This window comes from Streptomyces sp. NPDC056169 (genome assembly GCF_042268445.1).
Lineage (GTDB): Bacteria > Actinomycetota > Actinomycetes > Streptomycetales > Streptomycetaceae > Streptomyces.
This window is the reverse complement of record NZ_JBHJUO010000004.1, coordinates 231,059-249,978: the sequence shown is the minus strand read 5'-3', so window position 1 is coordinate 249,978 and position 18,920 is coordinate 231,059. Positions and strand designations below refer to the sequence as shown.

The 18,920-nt window shown below is 72.9% G+C and carries 16 protein-coding genes and 1 pseudogene; 11 read left to right on the top strand and 6 right to left on the bottom strand.

The genetic code is table 11. The features are described 5' to 3' along the window. Window positions 1-2: 2 nt before the first annotated feature. The 3 genes from ACFC0G_RS08225 to ACFC0G_RS08215 are packed head-to-tail and all read right to left on the bottom strand — an operon-like array spanning window position 3 to window position 4,239. On the bottom strand, window positions 3-1,808 hold the full coding sequence (locus ACFC0G_RS08225) for a condensation domain-containing protein (protein ID WP_376399088.1): 1,806 nt from the start codon (window positions 1,806-1,808) through the stop codon (window positions 3-5). Further along, entirely contained in the window at window positions 1,802-3,157 is a 1,356-nt protein-coding gene (locus ACFC0G_RS08220; protein ID WP_376399086.1) for a DUF6271 family protein, read from the bottom strand. The genes ACFC0G_RS08225 and ACFC0G_RS08220 overlap by 7 nt, the downstream gene beginning before the upstream one ends. Then, window positions 3,139-4,239: a phytanoyl-CoA dioxygenase family protein gene (locus tag ACFC0G_RS08215; protein ID WP_376399083.1), complete on the bottom strand. Its 1,101-nt coding sequence runs from the start codon at window positions 4,237-4,239 to the stop codon at window positions 3,139-3,141. The genes ACFC0G_RS08220 and ACFC0G_RS08215 overlap by 19 nt, the downstream gene beginning before the upstream one ends. Window positions 4,240-4,562: 323 nt before the next feature. Here ACFC0G_RS08215 and ACFC0G_RS08210 point away from each other — a divergent pair, with 323 nt between their 5' ends. The 3 genes and pseudogenes from ACFC0G_RS08210 to ACFC0G_RS08200 all read left to right on the top strand — a co-directional run. Then, the gene (locus ACFC0G_RS08210; RefSeq protein ID WP_376399080.1) at window positions 4,563-5,423 is read left to right on the top strand and encodes an aminoacyl--tRNA ligase-related protein; all 861 of its coding nucleotides are present in this window, start codon (window positions 4,563-4,565) and stop codon (window positions 5,421-5,423) included. Window positions 5,424-5,488: 65 nt separating this feature from the next. Next, the gene (locus ACFC0G_RS08205; protein WP_376399077.1) at window positions 5,489-5,752 is read left to right on the top strand and encodes an acyl carrier protein; all 264 of its coding nucleotides are present in this window, start codon (window positions 5,489-5,491) and stop codon (window positions 5,750-5,752) included. Then, window positions 5,733-6,392 (top strand): annotated as a pseudogene (locus ACFC0G_RS08200) (4'-phosphopantetheinyl transferase family protein); the annotation flags it as partial. The gene ACFC0G_RS08205 and the pseudogene ACFC0G_RS08200, both read left to right, overlap by 20 nt. Before the next feature lie 59 nt (window positions 6,393-6,451). Here the strand turns inward: ACFC0G_RS08200 and ACFC0G_RS08195 are convergent. From ACFC0G_RS08195 to ACFC0G_RS08185, 3 genes are all read right to left on the bottom strand, one after another. Continuing rightward, window positions 6,452-7,183, bottom strand: a complete 732-nt coding sequence (locus tag ACFC0G_RS08195; protein ID WP_376399074.1) for a hypothetical protein — start codon at window positions 7,181-7,183, stop codon at window positions 6,452-6,454. A 94-nt stretch (window positions 7,184-7,277) separates the two neighbouring features. Continuing rightward, window positions 7,278-9,062 (bottom strand): bifunctional serine/threonine-protein kinase/glutamate ABC transporter substrate-binding protein, encoded by a 1,785-nt coding sequence (locus ACFC0G_RS08190; RefSeq protein ID WP_376399521.1) that lies wholly within the window; start codon window positions 9,060-9,062, stop codon window positions 7,278-7,280. A 166-nt stretch (window positions 9,063-9,228) separates the two neighbouring features. Further along, entirely contained in the window at window positions 9,229-10,293 is a 1,065-nt protein-coding gene (locus tag ACFC0G_RS08185; RefSeq protein WP_376399071.1) for a hypothetical protein, read from the bottom strand. A 120-nt stretch (window positions 10,294-10,413) separates the two neighbouring features. Here ACFC0G_RS08185 and ACFC0G_RS08180 point away from each other — a divergent pair, with 120 nt between their 5' ends. The 8 genes from ACFC0G_RS08180 to ACFC0G_RS08145 all read left to right on the top strand — a co-directional run bounded on the left by ACFC0G_RS08180 (window position 10,414) and on the right by ACFC0G_RS08145 (window position 18,897). Further along, window positions 10,414-11,088: a TetR/AcrR family transcriptional regulator gene (locus tag ACFC0G_RS08180; protein WP_376399068.1), complete on the top strand. Its 675-nt coding sequence runs from the start codon at window positions 10,414-10,416 to the stop codon at window positions 11,086-11,088. 59 nt (window positions 11,089-11,147) lie between these two features. Beyond that, window positions 11,148-12,230, top strand: a complete 1,083-nt coding sequence (locus ACFC0G_RS08175) for an AI-2E family transporter (RefSeq protein WP_376399065.1) — start codon at window positions 11,148-11,150, stop codon at window positions 12,228-12,230. Between the two features lie 252 nt (window positions 12,231-12,482). Beyond that, on the top strand, window positions 12,483-12,686 hold the full coding sequence (locus ACFC0G_RS08170) for a cold-shock protein (RefSeq protein WP_024760785.1): 204 nt from the start codon (window positions 12,483-12,485) through the stop codon (window positions 12,684-12,686). A gap of 305 nt (window positions 12,687-12,991) precedes the next feature. Next, window positions 12,992-14,428 carry a DEAD/DEAH box helicase gene (locus ACFC0G_RS08165; RefSeq protein ID WP_376399061.1) on the top strand — a complete coding sequence of 479 codons (1,437 nt, stop codon included), beginning with the start codon at window positions 12,992-12,994 and terminating at the stop codon, window positions 14,426-14,428. Between the two features lie 135 nt (window positions 14,429-14,563). Continuing rightward, complete coding sequence (locus ACFC0G_RS08160) at window positions 14,564-15,871, top strand: hypothetical protein (RefSeq protein ID WP_376399058.1); 1,308 nt, start codon at window positions 14,564-14,566, stop codon at window positions 15,869-15,871. Between the two features lie 40 nt (window positions 15,872-15,911). Beyond that, window positions 15,912-16,583 (top strand): 4'-phosphopantetheinyl transferase, encoded by a 672-nt coding sequence (locus ACFC0G_RS08155; RefSeq protein WP_376399056.1) that lies wholly within the window; start codon window positions 15,912-15,914, stop codon window positions 16,581-16,583. Window positions 16,584-16,686: 103 nt separating this feature from the next. After that, window positions 16,687-18,438, top strand: a complete 1,752-nt coding sequence (locus ACFC0G_RS08150; RefSeq protein WP_376399053.1) for a tetratricopeptide repeat protein — start codon at window positions 16,687-16,689, stop codon at window positions 18,436-18,438. A gap of 63 nt (window positions 18,439-18,501) precedes the next feature. Then, entirely contained in the window at window positions 18,502-18,897 is a 396-nt protein-coding gene (locus ACFC0G_RS08145) for a hypothetical protein (RefSeq protein WP_376399050.1), read from the top strand. Window positions 18,898-18,920: the final 23 nt, after the last annotated feature.

Below are 18,920 nucleotides of genomic sequence, written 5' to 3'. Positions count from 1 at the left end.
TGTCACATCCGCCGGTCCCGGCCGGTCCCTTCCGAGAGAATCTGCTGCCCGAGCCAGGCACCGGCCCGGTCGGCCTCCGCCGGCGGGTCCTGGACGATCACGTACCGGCGGGGTGCCAGGACTCCGGGACGGCCCGGGAGGGCGTCCATGAGTGCGGCGTGGGCCGCCGCCGGAGTCAGCGGGGCGCCCCCGGAGGCGATGTACGCGGTGAGGCCCCGCCCGGTGTCCCCCTCGGGGGATCCGTCGCCGCGCGGGGGATCCGCCGTGACGTGTACGTGGACGGGTACGCCGTCGAGGGCCCGGCTCAGGGCCTCCGCCACGGCCTGCGGCGAGACCCAGGAGCCGTCCACCCGCTCCCACTCCGGGCCGCGCTCGACCGGCCGGACCCCCGTCACCTCGGTGAGCGCGTCCAGCGGTACGTCCTCGGTGGCGGCCGCCTCCAGGAGGCGTACCAGTCCGACGAGGAACTCCTCCGCCCGGTCCCGGGGGAACAGCGCGGGATCCGCCCACACGCCGAGGCGCAGCAGCGGCTCCGTCTCGTGGACGAAGGTCAGGACCCGGGTCGGCAGCACCTGCTCCTCCCCCCAGCCGAGCTCCAGCTCCGGCCCGGTGACGGCTTCGCCGCCGGGGGAGGAGGGGCCGGGGGAGGCGGGGCCGTGGGCGGAGGGGAGCGCGGTGGGGAGGGTGCTCACGTCGTTGAAGACGATGTCGCGTGCGAACACGCTGCCCCGCTCGAAGGTCGTCCGCCCGATCATCTCCCACAGGCTCACCGCGTCGAACCGGCTGTGCCGGTACGCGTTGAGCGCGGCCCCCCAGGCCTTGCTGAGGAGCGCGTCGAAGGACGGGACCCGGACGTCGAGGGTGAGCAAGGCGTCCTGGGAGAGGGTGTTCACCGACCGGGCCAGGCGGGGCTCGTACCGGTTGGAGGTCGGGACGGCGGCCACGCACGCGGACTGGCCCGTCCGGTGGGCGAGGAGCGCGCACCAGGCCGTGAGCAGCACCGTCTGCGGGAGGCCGCCGGTGCGCTCCGCCACGAGGGCCAGGGCGCGGGCGCCCCGCCGCGACCGGAGGGTGAGCTGCGGCACGCGGACCTCGGTGCCCTCGGCACCCGGTTCCGCGAACATGGCCTGCGGTCCGGTACGGATGATCCGCTCCCAGTACCCCAGCGACGCGGCGGACTTGCGGAGCCCGGCCGGCGTCGCCTCCTCGGCTGCGAGGTCGAGCGGTGTGAGCGCCGTCAGCGGGGGAAGCGTCTCGCCGGACAGCACTGCGAGCCACTCCTCCTTGAGGACGGCGAGCGCGCTGATGTCGGCCACGGCGTGGCTGGCCGCCAGCGCGACGAACACCGGCGCGCCGTCGAGGGCGACCAGGGTGACCCGGAGGGGGAAGTCCCGGTCCAGGTGGAAGCGGTCGTCCCGGGCCTCGCGCGCCAACGACTCGGCGTACCGCTCGGGTTCGGCGGGGAGTTCGTCGTGGTCGAGGAAGGTGACCGTGAACGTGCCCTCGGCGGCGACGACTTGCTCGTGCGGGGCGGAGCCCGGAGGGTGGGGGAACGTGGTCCGCAGCGCCTCGTGCCGTACGGCGAGGACGCGCAGCGCGTCGACGGCCGCTTCCCTCCGGGTGCCGGAGGGCGCCGGCCACACGTCGTGGATGTTGATGTGCGCGGGCTCGTCCCGCAGGATGCAGCGGATCATGTTGGCCTGCCCCATCGTGACGGGGCCCCGGCGCTCCTCGCCGCCCGCGTACGCGACGGTGACGGTGGTGGCGCGGGCGTCCTTGAGCCGCGAGGAGTTTCGCTGACTCACCATGTGATGCCTTTCACGGACTTCGTGGAGCGGGTCAGCGGACCCCAGGCGTCGATCAGGAGGGCGAACTCCTCCATGTCGTCCCGGGCCTCGTCGAGGAGTCGCTCGCGCTCGGCGGCGAGGACGTCGGCGGCGTCGGCGTACCGGCCGCCGAGCTTGCGGTAGGAGCGGTCGACGACGTCCAGCCGCTCCGCGTTCCGCGCGCGGTCCACGCGGGTGCTGTCCCGCACGAATCCGGCCACGTCGGACGCCCGGACACGGCCCTCCGCGTCGAGCAGCTCCGCGCCGGCGGCGGCCATCCGGGCGTACACGGCGTCGAGGTACGGCGTGGCGAGGAAGAACTTCGCGAGGCGCCGCTGGTAGGCCAGGAAGCCCGCGTCGGAACGGCGCTCGTCGGTATGGAAGTTGACGATGTGGCGGTTGTGCAGGACACCGGGAAGCCCGGCGTCCTGGACCACGTGGATGAGGAAGTAGTCGCTGCCGACGGTGTCGGTGGCGGGCGGCAGCGGCACCCGGCCGTAGACCTCGCGGGTGAAGGCGATGTTGCACATGTCCACGCGCAGGGGGCTGACGCTGGTGAGCGTCGTCCGGTCGCCGGTGAAGGGGGCGGTGCCGGCGCCGCGGAACGACTCGTCGATGAGGTGCCTGCGCCAGATCTCCGGGCAGTCGTCGGGGACCGACAGGCCGACGACGTCCTCGTAGACGGCGGGATCGAGCCGGCGGATCTCCGCGACGTCCACGGACATCTCGCCGATGAAGGAGCCGCCGACCAGGGACACCGGCCTGTCCGCGCACGCGGGGTCGAGCCTGCTCCGCGACACGAGCCCGGCCACGTCGGACGCCCGCCGCCCCAGAGCCGTCAGCTCGTGGTGGATCGGGAAGACCGGCTCGCCGCCGCCGCCGTCCTCCGACGACGGGGACGGCGACGGCGACGGGGACGGCGGAGGGGACTGGTACCGGCTGTCGGAGTCCCGGCGGTGCAGCGAGTCGCAGCCCAGCGCCTCCGCGATCAGGAACGCGCGGTTGGTGCAGGCGCCGTAGGACACGCGGGACGGCAGCATCAGGTCGAGCACCCGGTCGGGGGCGGCGACGCCGGACCGGGCGATCACCTCCCGCAGGAAGGTCCGCTGCTGCGTCTCGTCGAGGTGATGGACGACCACCCCGGGGGCGGAGGGCAGGGCCCCGACCGTCTCCCGGTGCGCGGCGAGCACGGACGCCTCGGCGGAGTCCAGGATCAGGACGTGCACCTCGACGCCGAACCGGCGGGCGCCGTAGGCGGCTTCCTCGGCGACCGCCCTGATGGTGTCGGAGCAGGCCCGGTTGGTGGGGAGGGTCAGACAGACGCGGCGCACGACGGTTCTCCGCTCTGCCCGCCGGCCGCCGCCGTGTCCGCGCCGGTGTCGTGCCACGAGGTGAGCCCGAGGAGACGGCTGCCGAGCTCGGTCAGCTCGGCCGTGGGATACCGCTTGGACTCGTGCAGCACCGGATCGCCGACGAGGGTGCGGTTCCAGCGCGGGGTGCGCAGGTGCCGCCAGGACTCGACACGGGACTTCCGCAGCCGCTCGTGCTCTTCGAGCGCCGGCATCATCGACAGGTACTGGACCGCCCGCACCCCGTTCTCGGAGAGGTTGCGCGCCACGCCGTGGGCGAGCAGACCGTTCCAGATCAGCAGGTCGCCGGGGTGGAGCTCGGGTCGGACGACGGGGAACTCGGTCCGGTCCACGGCGGGACGCAGCGGGTCGCGGTCGGCCGGCTGGGCGATCTTCCACTCCTCGAACTGCCGGAACAGCTCGGGGTCGCACTGGAATCCGCCGGTCTCGGGCCGGGTGTCGTTCAGCGCGATGATGCCCTGCACCCGCTGCGGCGGGACGCCGATCGTCGTGTCGATGTCCCAGTGCAGCTCGATGTCGAAGCCCCGGTCCGTGGGCTCGATCAGGGCGCGGTCACGGTTCCCGACGTTGGGCGGGTTGAGGTTGAGCCGGTCCAGGGTGACCCACAGCTCCTCGCAGTCCCACACGTCGACGAAGGCGTCGTACACGCGCTGGGACTGGCGGCTGTTCCACAGCAGTTGGTGGTGGTACGCCTCGACGAATCCGTAGACGTGCAGCTGCTGGTCCAGCTCGGAGCGGAACGGCCGGTCCTCGTACCAGCTGTCCGGCCGGTCCGGGTCCAGGCCCTGGAAGTCCCAGGTGAAGTCGAGGAGCCGGCGGGCCTCCTCCGCGGGGACGGCCTCGCGGACGACGACGTATCCGTACGTCTGCCAATGGGCGAAGTCCTCGTCCGACAGCACCCGCAGGGGGCGGGACTTCTTCAGCTCCCGCAGGGTGGTCTGCGCCAGATAGGACTCGCCGTCCGCGCTGAAGTACGGGAGGTCCGACGCCGCTCTGTGCAGGTAGGGACGGCGCGAGCGGCCGGGGGAAGCGGGGGTCGTCATGTGGTCCCTCCAGGAACGGGAGTCAGGGCCGGGGACGGGCGCCGCCGATTACACAGCAGCATTGGTTTAGACCATAGCGTCTGTCAAGTGTCGGCTCGATGAGCGCAATTGACATGCGCGAAAGATCGAAACGAACTCTTGACGACGGCCGCCGACCGGCCGACTTTGGTCTAGACAAGTGCGGAAGAGCTGGCCTAGGGTCCAGTTCTCGGACGTTCGGACCGTCGCGCCGGCGCCGTCACCGTCACGTCGTGGAGATGCGTCCCGACCGCCTGTCGACGCCCCCGACCGTCCGCCGCCCCACGCTGAGAGAGAGCGGTTCCATGAGTACAACCAGCAGCACAGCCCTGCCTGACGGCGGCCTGAAGAACCCCGGTCCGGGTCTGCTCACGCTGGATCCGGCCCACACCGCCCTGCTGCACGGCCTCGACGACCTGCTGACCGGTCTGGCCGCACGCCTCTCCGCCCCCGAGGTGGTCGGACCGCCGCTGCTGTCCGTGGAGGGCCTCGCGCGGCTGGACTACTTCCGCAACTTCCCCCATCTCGGGGTCTCGGCCGGACGGTTCACCCCCGAGGCGCTCGACGGCCTGGCGGCCGGCGAGAACCCCGGAGAGCTGCCGCTGCGGCCGACCGGCCACCTGCTGCCCTCCGCCACCTGCTACGGACTGCTGCTCTCCCTGGAGGGCCGGGACGTCGGCGAGGACGGGCTGCGGCTCTCCGCGACCGGCCGCTGCTTCCGCAACGAGACCCACTACGACGGGCTGCGCCGCCTGTGGGGCTTCCACATGCGCGAAGTCCTGTACCTCGGCACCAAGGAAGGCGCGGTCGAACACCTGGAGAACGGCGCGGAGTTCATCCAGGAACTGGCCGGGCGCCTCGGCCTCGAACTGACCCGGGCCACGGCCGACGACCCGTTCTACGACCGGGGCGGCTCCCGGGCCCGTCTCATGGCGCTCGACCCCGTCAAGCACGAGTTCAGCGCCCCGGACGGCACCGCCATCGCCTCCGTCAACCGGCACCGCAACTTCTTCGGCGAGCGCCTCGACATCCGGGCGGGCGCCGCGGGACCCGCGTACAGCGCCTGCGTCGCCTTCGGCGTCGAGCGCTGGGTGCACGCGATGATCCTCGCCCACGGCACCCCCGAGCAGGCCCTCGCGCGCCTCCGCGCCGCCCGGGCCGCCTGAGACCGAGCACCCCTGACCGAGCACCCGCACCACAGCACCCGTACCAGCAAGGAGTGACCCGCACCATGGAACGCATAGCCGAGTGGCTCCACGAGAAGAACCCCGGCCTCGTCGGCCCGATCGACGCCGACGAGGACCTCATCGAGGCCCGGCTCATCGACTCGATGGACTTCCTGGAGTTCATCGACCTCCTGGAAGAGATGTCCGGCGACAGCATCGACCTCCAGGAGGTCACCATCGACGACTTCCGCACGCTCAGCCGTGTGGAGCGCCGCTTTCTGACCCCCTCCGGAACGACCGCGGCCCCCGGTGCGGCCGCCGCGGGCTGAGCACGCGCCCGTGACGAGCGGCCCGCTGTCAGGCGGCCCGCTGCCCGGCGGCCCCGACACCCGTACGGCGCTGGCCGCCGTCGCGACCACCGGCGAGGTACTGGCCCACCCGCAGCTGCACGAGGGACTCCTCGAACCGTGGGAGCGGCGGCGCCTCGCCGCGGTGCGCGTGCCGAGCCGCCGGGACGACGTGCTGGCCGCACGGCTGCTGCTGCGGCTGTGCGTCGCCCGCTTCACCGGGGGATCACTTGGGGAGTCGGCCCCGGCCCAGCTCTGCCCCGGCTGCGGGCGATCCGGCCACGGCCGGCCGTACCTCCCGGACCACCCCGGCGTCGGAGTCAGCCTGAGCCACGCCGACGGTCTTGTCGCGGCGGCCGTCGGCCCCGGTGCCGTCGGCGTCGACGTGGAGCCCTCCACGCGCCGGCCGGGTTCCCTGTCCGTACTGAGCCGCGTGCTGCCCGAGGCGGACGTGCGGAAGGCCGCCGCGGAGCCGGACCCCGGCGCGTCCCTGCTCCGCCTGTGGGTACGCGCGGAAGCGGAGCTGAAAGCCGGCGCGGCGGGCCTCCGCCTCCTCGAATGGACGGACCCGCACCGAGCGGCCGTGGTGACGGTGGCCACCACCGCCCCCGCCACGACCTTCACTCTCGACGCGGCGGCCGGGAACCACCTGACCCGGAATCGCGCGGGCCGGAATGCCTTTCAGGCCGCCGAACCCCAGGCGGTGGTCAGCCCGTCCAGCCACGCGGGCGGGAGCTCGGCGGCGTCCCACTCCTCGTGCAGCGCCGCCGGCGCCGCCGTGAGCCGTTCCAGTACGGCGACGCTGGTGGGCGAGTGGACCAGGGAGTAGCGGCCGTGGATCGCGATGGCGCTGTCGGGGCCGTACTGCGCGTACAGCCGTTCGAAGCGCGCGTGATGGGTCGTGGTGAACTCCGTGAGCCGACCCGGGTACCCCGCGCGCTGCCGGGGGCTCATCGTGCGGAGGACGGCGCCGAGCACCTGCTCGGTGGCGTCGGGGTCGAGGTCGGAGACGGCGGTGTACGAGAGGTAGAGCGGCGTGACCGCGACCTTCGCCCGCTCCATCTCCGCCCGCCCGACGGGCGAACGGTCGTCGGGCGAGGACACCGTCGGATCGGGGGCGAGGGCATGGCGCAGCGTGCGTTCGGCGATGACGGCGAGGTCGTCGGCGACGGCCCGGCTGCCGTCGAGCCAGCCGGCCTCGTAGAGCTCGCCCCGCTCTCCCGGCGCGCTCCGTCCGCTCCCGCCGATCTCCGTGTGGGCGAGGGCGAGGGCGCCGGCCTCCACGAGCCCGATCAGCTCCTCGGCGTCGCCGGACCAGACCCCGGCCCTGGCCAGGAGCTGGAGGAGTGTCGTCTTGGCGTTGAGGACGCTGGCCGCGTCCAGTTGCTGCCGGTCTTCGTCCGCGGCGTTCACGGGCTCCTCCTCACCCTGTCACGGGGCTCACGCCCCGCACCGGACACTAGCAGCGGACGATCACCCGAACACGGGACCCGAGGGGCACGCCGCGCTACTGCAGGGGCGGCGTGTCGGCGCGCAGGAGCGGAAGGTTCTTCCGGACGGCGGCCTTCCAGGAGCCGTCGACGATCATCTGCCCCAGCGCGGCCCGGACCTTCGCCGTGAGCGGGCTGCCCTTCGGGAGGCCGATGCCGTACGGCTCGTCGGTCGTGCGGAAGCCCGCGAGCCGGAACTCGCCCTTGAACCGGTCCTGAGCGGCGTAGCCGGCGAGGAGCGAGTCGTCGGTGGTCACGGCGTCGACCGCGCCGGACGACAGATCGGTGACGCAGCGCTCGTAGCTGTCGTACTCCGTGAGCCGGGCCTGCGGGGCGAGCGTCCGGACGTTGAGCGCGGACGTCGAGCCGACGGCCGAGCAGACCTTCCTGCCGTTGAGGTCCGCCGGGCGCGCCACGGCGGTGTCGTCCGCCCGCAGCAGGACGTCCTGATGGGCCACGAGGTAGGGGCCGGCGAAGTCGACGCGCCGCTTCCGCTCGTCGTTGACCGTGTACGTGGCCACGACGAAGTCGACGTCACCGCCGGTGAGGAGGGACTCGCGGGTGGCGCTCCTGGCCTGCTTCCACGTGATGTCGGCGGGGTCGTGGCCGAGCGCGCGGGCGACGTACACCGCCACGTCCACGTCGAGGCCCGAGAAGGTGCCGTCCGGGTTCTTCCAGCCGAGACCGGGCTGGTCGAACTTGATCCCGACGGTGATCCCGGAGCCGCCGGTGGGCGCGCCCGACGACGTCGAGGCGGACGGGGAGGCGGGTGCCGAGGGCACCACGGAGGACGGTGCGCCGCTCGCCCCCTTGTCGTCGCCGTCGCCGTGGGGCAGCAGCGACCAGACGAGTACGCCGCTCAGCGCCGCCGCCGCGACGGCCCCCGCGTACGCGGCGACCCGCCGATTCCGGGGCGGCGCGGCGGGGACGGGCGGCGCGGCGGGGAGGGGCGGTGAGAGCGGGTACGAGGTGGGGGCGGCGGTCGCGGCGGGTGCCGGCGCCGGGGGCTCGGTCTCCGCCTCCGCCTCCGCCTCCGCTTCCGCTTCCGCCTCCGCGAGCAGCCGGTCCAGGGTCTCGGCGTCCGGCCGCGCCGAGGGATCCCGTACGAGGACGTCCGCCAGGATCCGCGTCAGGGCCCCCGCGTTCCGAGGCGGCGGCACGTCCTCGCCGAGCACGGCCGCGAGCGTGGCCAGCGTGTTGGCCCGCCGCAGCGGATGGTGCCCCTCCACCGCGACGTACAGCATCATCGCCAGCGACCAGAGGTCGGCGGACGGGCCGCCCTCCTCGCCCTTCACCCGCTCGGGCGCCATGTAGTCGGGGGTGCCGATGATCGAACCGGCGGCGGTGAGGGCCGTCGCGCCGTGCATCGCCGCGATGCCGAAGTCGGTGAGGACCGGACTGCCGTCCGACCGCAGCAGGACGTTCGCGGGCTTGATGTCCCGGTGCTGGATGCCCACCGCGTGCGCCGCCCGCAGCCCGGCCAGGACCCCGCGCCCGAGCGCGGCCGTCTCGGACGGCGCCAGCGGGCCCCGGTCCAGCCGGTCCTGGAGCGAGCCGCCGGTGACCAGCTCCATGACGAGCCAGGGGTACGTGTCCTCGCCGCCGTCCACGATGTGATGGATGGTCACCACATGCGGGTGGGCGATGCGGGCGAGCGCCCTCGCCTCCCGCAGGACGCGGGTGCGCAGCGCCCGGGCGCCCTCGGGGTCGTACTCGGCCAGCGCGGGGTCGGGCGGGCGTACCTCCTTGAGGGCGACCTCGCGGTGCAGCGCCGTGTCCCGCGCCCGCCAGACCGTTCCCATGCCGCCACCGCCGAGCCGTGCCACCAGCTCGAACCGACCGTCGACCACTCGCGCCACGCAGCCCCCTCACCCCGAACCCCGAAACCGTCCCGACTCTGCCACATCGGGCCGGAGCGAAGGGAGTTGATCGAAGGGAGCCGAGGGAGGGGACCCGCCCGAGGTCGGCTCAGTGCTGCCGGTGGTAGTCGGCGAGGGCGGCGAACGCGGCCTTCGGCTCCCACGGCAGATCCGGATAGGCCGTTCCGCGACCGCCGTCGAGGACCTTCACGATGCCGTAGCTGGCGAGGTCGAGGTCGTCGCGGGGGTCGCCGTCGGGACGGTGCACGTGGTCGTAGAGCGCGAACGTGAAGACGAAGGTGCTGTCGACGCCCCCGGCGTCGAAGGCCCGGAGCAGTTCCAGGACGTACGCGGCCTGGCCCTCCTCGTCACGGGCGTGGACGCCGTTGAGCCGCAGGGGGCCGGTCCTGTCGTACTCGACGATCTCCAGGCCGAGGGCGCCCCGGTCGCCCGCGCCCCGGTAGCCCGCAGAGCCGAACTCGGTGATCGTGAGCGGCTTGCCCTGAGAGCACTGAGAGCCCTGAGCACCTTGAGAGCCCTGTGGGCCGTTCGCGACCAGGTCGCGGACGCCGTCGGCGAACCCTTCGGCGTGTTCCGCCGACCGGTAGAGGTCGACGGAGACGATGTCGAAGGGGGTCCAGTCGACCCTTTCCAGCGGTACGGAGGCGTAGGTGACCGCGCCGCCGAAGCGCTCGCGGACGACGGCCGCGGCCCGGCCGAGGAACTCGTTGACCCGGGCCCCGACCACGCCGATGTGCTCGCGCACGCGATCCGGTGACTTCAGCAGCTCGACGCGCTCGTCGGTGCTGTCACCCGGCAGGAAGCCCTTGTTCATCAGGGACAGCTCGGCGCCGGCGACGAACACGACCGTCGCGCCCCGCCGCCTGACGCGCTCCGCCCGCTCGGCGCAGTCGGCGAACAGCGCCAGTATCCCGTCGGCGGTCAGTTCCAGGGGATAGGGAGAGAACCAGACCTCCAGGCCGAGGTCGGCGGCGCACGAGGCCGCGAGCTCCAGGCGGTCCGGGTCGCCGCCCATGATCCGCACGGCGTCGCAGTGCAGGTCGTCGCGGATGATCCGCAGCTCGCGCTCGACCACCTTCGCGTCGAAGTACCTGCGGGAGGTCACCCCGTCCTTGACGAAGCCGGTGTCGTAGCTGATGCCCTTGGCACGCATGGCGTGTCCCCTCCTGACGGCGCAAGTACGGTACGGCTCGTACCCTAATTGCGGTGGGGAAGGGCAGGCAAGGAAGATGCGAAGGTACGACCGGTACCGACCGAGAGATGACGGGGAACCATGGCGGACGAGCCGACGGAACCGAAGGGACCGAAGGGGCTGAACGGGCCGAAGGAACCGGCAGAACCGGCGGAGCGGGCGGGCGCCGCGCAGACGCGCCGGCGCGGGGCCGCCCTGGAGGACGCCATCCTGCGCGCCGCCGTGGACGAGCTCACCGAGTCCGGGTACGCCGGGCTGACCATGGACAAGGTCGCCGCCCGGGCCGGGACCAACAAGAACGCCCTCTACCGCCGCTGGCCCCACCGCCTCGCCCTCGGCATCGCCGCGTACCGCCGGCTCGTCACGACCGTCCCGCTCCCCGACACCGGCACCCTCCGCGGCGACGTCCTCGAACTCCTCCGGGGCGCCAACCGCCACTGGAGCTCCCCCCTCGGCGCGATCCTGCGCGAACTGCTCTCCGCCGCGGGCGGCGCGTCCGAGTTCCTCGCCCAGCTCCAGGACCAGTCGGGCGAGGCGGCGGCCGCACCCTGGCTGACCGTCCTGGGCCGTGCCGTCGCGCGGGGCGAGGCGGCCCCCGAGGCGCTCCACCCCCGGGTCGCCACCGTCGCCGTCGTCCTGCTGCGCAACGAGTTCGTCGTACGGGGCGTCCCCACCGCGCCCGACGACGTCCTCGTCGAGATCACCGACGAGGTGTACCTGCCGCTGGTGCGCCGCCCAGGTCCGGCCCCCGGCTGACCGGGCGAATGTCGGGCCGGTGGCGTGGCGGGGCGCGCCCCCGGTGGTACCTCGTGGCCATGCAGCCAGGCACAGCACCGCCGGTGACCCCGTTCCTCCGCACAGCCGCCGCGTACGCGTGGCGGCTGTTGATCGTCGGCCTGCTCGTCTACAGCCTGTTCGCCGTCCTCGGCCGGTTCCACGAGATCGGCGTCGCCGTCTTCCTGGGCCTGGTGATCACCGCGCTGCTGCGCCCGGTCGCCGACATCGTCGCCCGAGGACTGCCCCGGCCCTTGGCGGTCGCCCTCACCCTGCTCGGCGGCATCGCGCTCGTCCTCGGCGTGCTGGCGCTGGTCGGCGAGGCCGTCGCGGGGGAGCGGACGACGCTCGTGCGCGAGTTCAAGGAGGGCATCGGCCGGATCGAGGACTGGCTGGGACGGCCGCCGTTCCGGCTGCGCCCCGAGGCGCTGTCCGACCTCCAGGCCCGGATCGGCCAGTTCCTGACCAGCCACCGGTCGACCCTGGTCAGTACGGCCGTGAGCGGCGCGGGCCACGTGGTGGCCGTCCTCACGACCCTGGCCCTGGCGCTGTTCTCCGCGGTGTTCTTCATCCACGCGGGCGACAAGCAGTGGGCCTGGTTCCAGGACCAGCTGCCGAGGTCGGTACGGGGCCGGTCGGGGATCGCGGGCCGCGCGGCCTGGCGCACCTTCACCGGCTACACGCACGGGATCGTGCTGGTCGCCGCCACGAACGCGGTCCTGGTCGGCCTCGCGCTCTGGCTCCTCGGGGTCCCGCTCGCCGTCCCGCTCGCCCTCCTGGAGTTCGTCGCGGCCTTCGTCCCCCTGATCGGCTCGCCCGTCGCCCTCGCCGTCGCCGCCGTGGTGGCCCTTGCCTCGCAGGGCCCGGTGGTGGCGGCGATCGTGATCGCCCTGATCGTGGTCATGGGCCAGATCGAGGGGCACCTGCTGCACCCGCTCGTCATGAGCTGGGCCGTGCGGCTGCATCCCTTGGTGGTGGCCATCTCGGTCATCGCGGGCTCGATCGCCGCCGGCATCGTCGGAGCGGTCGTGGCCGTGCCGCTGGTGTCGGTGGTCTGGTCGGTCCACACGGCGCTCCGCGAGGCGCGCGGGACGCCGCAGGACGGGGCCGCAGGCCCGCTGTGACGGGGCCGAGGGGGCCCGGCCGACACGAAATTCGACGTGATCGCGGTCCAAAGAGCCACCCGGGCCATTCCCGTGATACAGTAGTTATCAGTTGCAGTTGTGGTTCCCATAGACTTCAAGTGCTTAGGTGGGTTTGTTCCCATCAGAGCACTTTTTGTATTTTCGGTGCTTTTTCCGGACGGGGCAATCATCGCGGCGACGCCGGGATTCACGCAGTGTGAATTCCGGGTAATGCCTCGAAGGAGATATCGCATGGCTACCGGCACCGTTAAGTGGTTCAACTCGGAAAAGGGCTTCGGCTTCATCGAGCAGGAGGGTGGCGGCCCCGACGTCTTCGCCCACTACTCGAACATCGCGTCCTCCGGCTTCCGTGAGCTGCAGGAGGGCCAGAAGGTGAACTTCGACGTCACGCAGGGTCAGAAGGGCCCGCAGGCGGAGAACATCACCCCCGCCTAAGCTTGACGCGTTCGACGCAGCCGGTGCCCCCCACCCCCTGGGTGGGGGGCACCGGCCGTCGCCGTTTTATCGGGCCTTGAGACCCGTCGCGGGCCGCAGGCCGCTGCCCCGCGGGGTCCCCCTCCGGCATTCCGACACCGGATGCCGAGACGTACCGCACCGTACGTACGGATGTGCCCGGATCCGTAGACGTACTGTTCTCGGCCCGTTCCTGCAATTCCTACGGCACGTTCACGCCATGGATTCCTTGATACGCGCCGCGCTCGCAGCATCGCAGCACCGTCGCATCGAGGAAGGCATCACCCATGAACCGTTCTGACCGTACGAAGGACACCCGCCGTCCGATCCCCTCCAAGGGGGAGTTCGCGCTGCCGGCCACCGTCACCCCGGCCCTGCCGCCCGCCGACACCTTCGACGCGATGGAGCTCCCCGCCGAGGTGCTGCGGACGCTGACCGACCTCGGTGTCACCACCCCGTTCCCGATCCAGGCCGCGACCCTGCCGAACGCCCTCGCGGGCCGCGACGTCCTGGGCCGCGCGCGCACCGGCTCCGGCAAGACGCTCGCCTTCGGCCTCGCGCTCCTCGCGCGGACCGCCGGCCGGCGCGCCGACGCCAAGAAGCCGCTGGCCATGATCCTCGTCCCCACGCGCGAGCTCGCCCAGCAGGTCACCGCCGCCCTGGAGCCGTACGCCGGCGCCCTGAAGCTGCGGATGGTGACCGTCTTCGGCGGCGTGTCGATCAACAAGCAGGTCGTCGCGCTGAGGGAGGGCGCCGAGGTCGTCGTCGCCACGCCCGGCCGGCTCATGGACCTCGTCGAGCGCAAGGACTGCCGCCTCGACCAGGTGCGGATCACCGTCCTCGACGAGGCCGACCAGATGACCGACCTGGGCTTCATGCCGCAGGTCACCGAGCTGCTGGGGCAGGTACCGCCCGGCGGGCAGCACCTGCTCTTCTCCGCCACGCTCGACCACAACGTCGACCTGCTGGTCCGCGAGTACCTCGACGACCCGGTGGTCCACTCCGTCGACCCCTCGGCCGGCGCCGTCACCACGATGGAGCACCACGTCCTCCAGGTCCACGGACCCGACAAGTACGCCACCGCCACCGAGATCGCGGCCCGCGACGGGCGGGTGCTGATGTTCCTCGACACGAAGCACGCCGTCGACCGGTTCACCCGGCACCTCCTGGGCAGCGGCGTCCGCGCGGCGGCGCTGCACGGCGGCAAGTCGCAGCCGCAGCGGATCCACACCCTGGAGCGGTTCAGGACCGGCGCGATCAACGTCCTCGTCGCGACGAACGTCGCGGCCCGAGGCATCCACATCGAGGACCTCGACCTGGTCGTCAACGTCGACCCGCCCGCCGACCACAAGGATTACCTGCACCGCGGCGGCCGTACGGCACGGGCCGGCGAGTCCGGCAGCGTCGTCACCCTGGTCACGCCGGACCAGCGCAAGGACGTGGCCCGCCTCATGACGGACGCGGGCATCCGGCCGCAGATCACCCAGGTCCGCTCCGGCGAGGCCGAACTGACCCGGATCACCGGCGCCAAGACCCCCTCCGGCGTCGCCATCGGCGGCAACGCCCCGGTCACCCCGGAGCGCTCCCAGCGCGGCGCGGCCTTCCGCGGCATGGGCACCGTCCCCGGGAAGCCCGGCCGCGCCAAGAACGAGTCCCGCCGCTCCGCCGATGCCCGCAAGCAGGCCGAGGCCCGCCAGGCCGCCCGCATCCGACGCGGCGCCTGACCGGGCGGCCCCGGAAAGGGGCTGTACCGCCAGGTCCCGCGTCTCGGACCGGTCTTGCTTCCGCGCCGGAGTCGTGATCGTATGTCCCGTCTGTTTCATGATCATGACCATGGGGGGTTACGAATGACCGGGAACATGGACCGACGTTCCGTCATACGCGGAATGGCGACGGCCGGTGCGGGCGCGGCGGGCGCCATGGCGCTGGGCGGAAGCCCGGCGTACGCGGCCGGCGCGGGGGACGACCCGTACAGCGTCGACGTCATCAGCAAGGGCGCTGACCCGACGGGTGCCACCGCCAGCGACGCCGCCTTCCGCGCGGCCGCCGCCGAGGTGCTCGCCTCCTTCCAGCCGAACCCCATCTCGGGAGCCGTCCCGAAGAAGGTGCTCGTCATCCCGCCGGGCACCTACCTGCTGACCCAGCCCGACTCGCTGCTGCCCAACGTGAACGGCGAGGGCGGCGGCGGCATCGTCGACGGTCTGTCGATCACCGGCTACGGCAAGCGGCTCTCCCGCATCGTGTACGCGCCGACCGCGGACGACACCACGCTGTGGACCAACTACCAGCGCTACAAGAACATCCGGATCTCCGGGCTGACCTTCACGAGCGAGAACGCCACGTCGAGCTTCTGCTACGCGTACTCCTCGGCCACCTACGGCGTGCAGGACACCTGGTACACCGACGTGGAGTGGCGCGGCAGCTGGAAGCGCGGCATCGGCCTCGACGGCCCGGCCACCACCTCCAACCTCAACAGCGAGATGGGCTGGGACCGTTGCCAGGTCGGCGGCTCCTACTCCGACGCGTTCCTCGTCCTGGGGATGACCACCGCCGCGACCCAGCAGGACCAGTTCCTCAACTACTGGTTCCGCGACTGCAAGGTCGAGTACCAGTCCGGGGTGTTCGTGAAGAACAACCGCGGCGGCTCGATGAACTTCATCGGCGGCTCCTACATCCTCACCGACGCCGCCTCCAACGGCACCTTCTTCCAGCTCACTTCGGACGCGCCCACCCGCTCCGACTCCACCATGCGCCTGTACGCCCAGGGCATCCGGTTCGAACTGCGCGGCCTCGGCCACAAGGTGATCGACTCCCGCTGGTACAAGGGCAGCATCAGCTTCGTGTCGTGCGACGACACCGCGCTGAGCTTCAAGTCGTGGGCGCCGGACGCCGTCACGCACACGTACGCCTACAACGCGAACGGCGACCGCGGCCCCACGGTCCGCTACACCGACTGCGCGCTGATGGGCTCGCACCAGGTCGCCACCGGCTCCGCCGCCACCACCGCCGGCAAGCTCATCTACGATGGATGCCGATTCATCGACATGACGTCCGCGACCGGCGCCACCGGCTTCCTCCGGTGGACCGGGGCGACCGCGCCCCGCTACGAGATCCGCGACTGCCTCGGCGGCGCGACCTACGTCGCGGACGTGAAGAACCCGGCCTGACGGTCCGGCCCGGCACCACCCCGTACGCGGAGGGAACACCATGATCGGCGAGCTCGTGCCCGGGTCGGTCGCCACGGAGTGGCGCCTCGACGACTCCGAACCGGTCACGCTCTTCCCCGAAGAGACGGCGCTCGTCGCCAAATCCGTCGAGAAGCGGCAGCAGGAGTTCGCCACGGTCCGGCTCTGCGCGCGCCTCGCGCTGGGCCGGTTCGGGGTGCCCGCGGCTCCCCTGACACCGGGGCCGCGCGGGGAGCCGCGGTGGCCGACGGGCATCGCCGGAAGCATGACCCACTGCGAGGGCTACCGGGCCGCCGCGGTGGCCAGGACGACGGACGTCGTGTCGATCGGCATAGACGCCGAGCCGGCCGGTCCCCTGCCGGACGGCGTCCTCGCGGTGGTGTCGCTGCCCGAGGAACGCCGTCACCTCGCCGCCCTGGACGCCCGGGCGCCGGGGGTCTCCTGGGAGAAGCTGCTGTTCAGCGCCAAGGAGAGCGTCTTCAAGACGTGGTACCCGCTGACCGGGCGCGAGTTGGACTTCGACGAGGCGGTGGTCGAGTTCACCCCGGACGACGAGGAAGGCCGCGCGGGGACCTTCGGCGCCCGGCTGCTCGTTCCCGGGCCGACGGTCGGAGGCGTCCCGCACGAGCACTTCAGCGGACGCTGGCTCGCCCGGGGCGGCCTGGTGATCACGGCGATCGTCCTGACGCGCTAGCCGCCCCGACCCCGTAACCCTCCCTGGAGGGTGGTCACTTCACCGGGAATTCACGGGTGTCGGGAATCATGGCTCTCCCATCCTTTCGGGCAAGGGGAGCGCCATGCCGCACGGGGAGACACCGGGGACGGACCGGAAGGACCGTAAGGACCCGACGGAAGAGGCGGAGCGGACCGTCGCCGTGCTGCGGCGCGCGGCGGCCACCGATCCGGACCGCCACCTCCCCGAACTCGCCTACGCGCTGCTGTCCTTGGGCTCCCTCCTCGCCGGTGACCCGGACCGTCACGAGGAGTCCATCGGTGTCCTGGGCGAGGCGGCCCGGGTGTTCCGCGGGCGGGCGGAGGACGCGTCGGACGCCCCGCTGGTCGGCCTGGCCGTCGCCCTGCACCGACAGGCCCTCAGCCTCGGCGTCGTGGGACGGCGCGAGGAGGCGCGCGCGGTGGCCCTCGAAGCCGTCGGACTCTGGCGCACGATCACGGAGCGGCGCATCGAGGGAAGCCGCGGCGAACTGGCCGCCGCCCTGGTCAATCTCGGCAACCAGCTCGCCGAGACGGGCCACCACCACGAGGCCCTCGACCGGATCACCGAAGCCGTGGAGATACGCCGCTCCCTCGTCGACCCGGCGAGCGGCGCGGGCCGCGGTGAGCTCGCCTCCGCCCTCGGGGACCTCGGCATCAAGCTGGGGGAGATGGGCCGTCAGAGCGAGGCCCTCGACGCGCTGCGGGCGGCGGTCGGCACCTACCGCGAGAGCGAGGCCGCCGCGCGGTCCCGCCCGGGCGGGACGCGGGACACCGGCGAGCTCGCCGAGCACGCGGCGGTCGCCTTCGCGGCGGCCCGCACGCTCACCGGCCTCGGACACACCGGGGAGGCCCGCCCCTACTTCGCGGAAGTGGCGGCGCTGCGCGCCGAGATCGCCGCGCGCGAGCCCCGGGCCACCGCGTTCCTCGACCACCTCCTCGCCGGTCACGGCTACGGGATCACCCGGGAGGGAGGGGTCGAACGGGACGGGGCCGATCCCCTCGACGGAGTCGATGCCCTCGGCGAGGTCGACCGGCTGAACGCGCGCGGACTGGCCCTGGCGGACTCCGGCCGGGTGGACCTCGCCGCCGAGATCCTCGCCGAGGCCGCCGCCCTCGGCCGCGCGGCGGCCGCCGAACGCACCACCGGAAGCGTCGTCGCCCTGGCGCGGACGCTCCACAACCTCGGTCTGGTACGGGCCTGGGCCGGGCGGCGAGCGGAGGCGCTCGAAGCCGCCGACGAGGCCGTCCACCTCTGCAGGCGCGGCCTCGTCGCCGCACCCGACACCGTCCGGCCCCTCCTCGCCGAGGCCGTGGACAGCCTGGGCAGTCGGCTCGCGGTCCTCGGCCGCCACCGCGACGCCGTCGCACCCGCGACGGAGGCCGTGGCGCTCTATCGGCAACTCGCCCACACGGACCCGGGCGCGTACGAGGGCGAACTCGCCCGGGCCCTGAACAACCTCGGCATCCGGCTCACCGACAGCGACCGGCACGTCGAGGCGCTCGCCGTCACGGAACAGGCGGTCGAGCTCCAGCGCCGGCTGTACCGCCGCGACCCCGAGACGCACCTTCCCGGCCTCGTGCACGCCCTGTCCAACCTCGGGCTCAGGCTGGCCCGTGTCGAGCGGTCCGAGGACGTGGCCGGCCCCACGGCGGAGGCCGTCGGGCTGCTGCGGTTCCTCGACCGGGTCCACCCGAGCAACGACGTCGCCGCGCTCGCGGAGTCCCTCGCCTGGCTCGCCTGGTACCTGAAGAAGCGGGGGCACCGCGAAGCCGCCCGGGAGACGGCCCGGGCGGCGGAGGAGCTGCGCCGACGCGCCCCGAAGCCGGGAAGGTGACCCGTACCGTACGGAGGAGCGGGGACCGGAACCGCGGGGCCGCGGCCGGCGTCCGTACCCGACATGAGCGGTGGCGGGCGGGCGGAGAGCTGCGAGAGCGATGAGGCCGGCGAACGGGACGAGCCCGACGAGCGGGTGCTGAACGGCGTCGGCTGTGTGCTCGCCCTCGCCGGCGTCGTCGTCGCGGCGGCCTACGCGGTGCCCCGGGCCGCGTACAGCTACGACGGCGGCTTCGAGGGGCAGGACACCGACTGGACCACGGTCCTCGTCGAAGTGCCGCTGATCCTCCTCGCCGGTTTCGCCCTCCCGCCCCTCACCTGGGCGGCGGCCACGCGACGCCTGCGCCCGTGGGCGGCGGCGCTCGTCTGCCTGGCCGTCGTCGCGCTCGGGCTCTGGGGCCTGGACGCGGTCTGGCATCCGCGGCAGGGCCCCGATCCGGGGTACGGGCCGGGGATCTGACGGGCGGGGGATCCGGCGGTCCG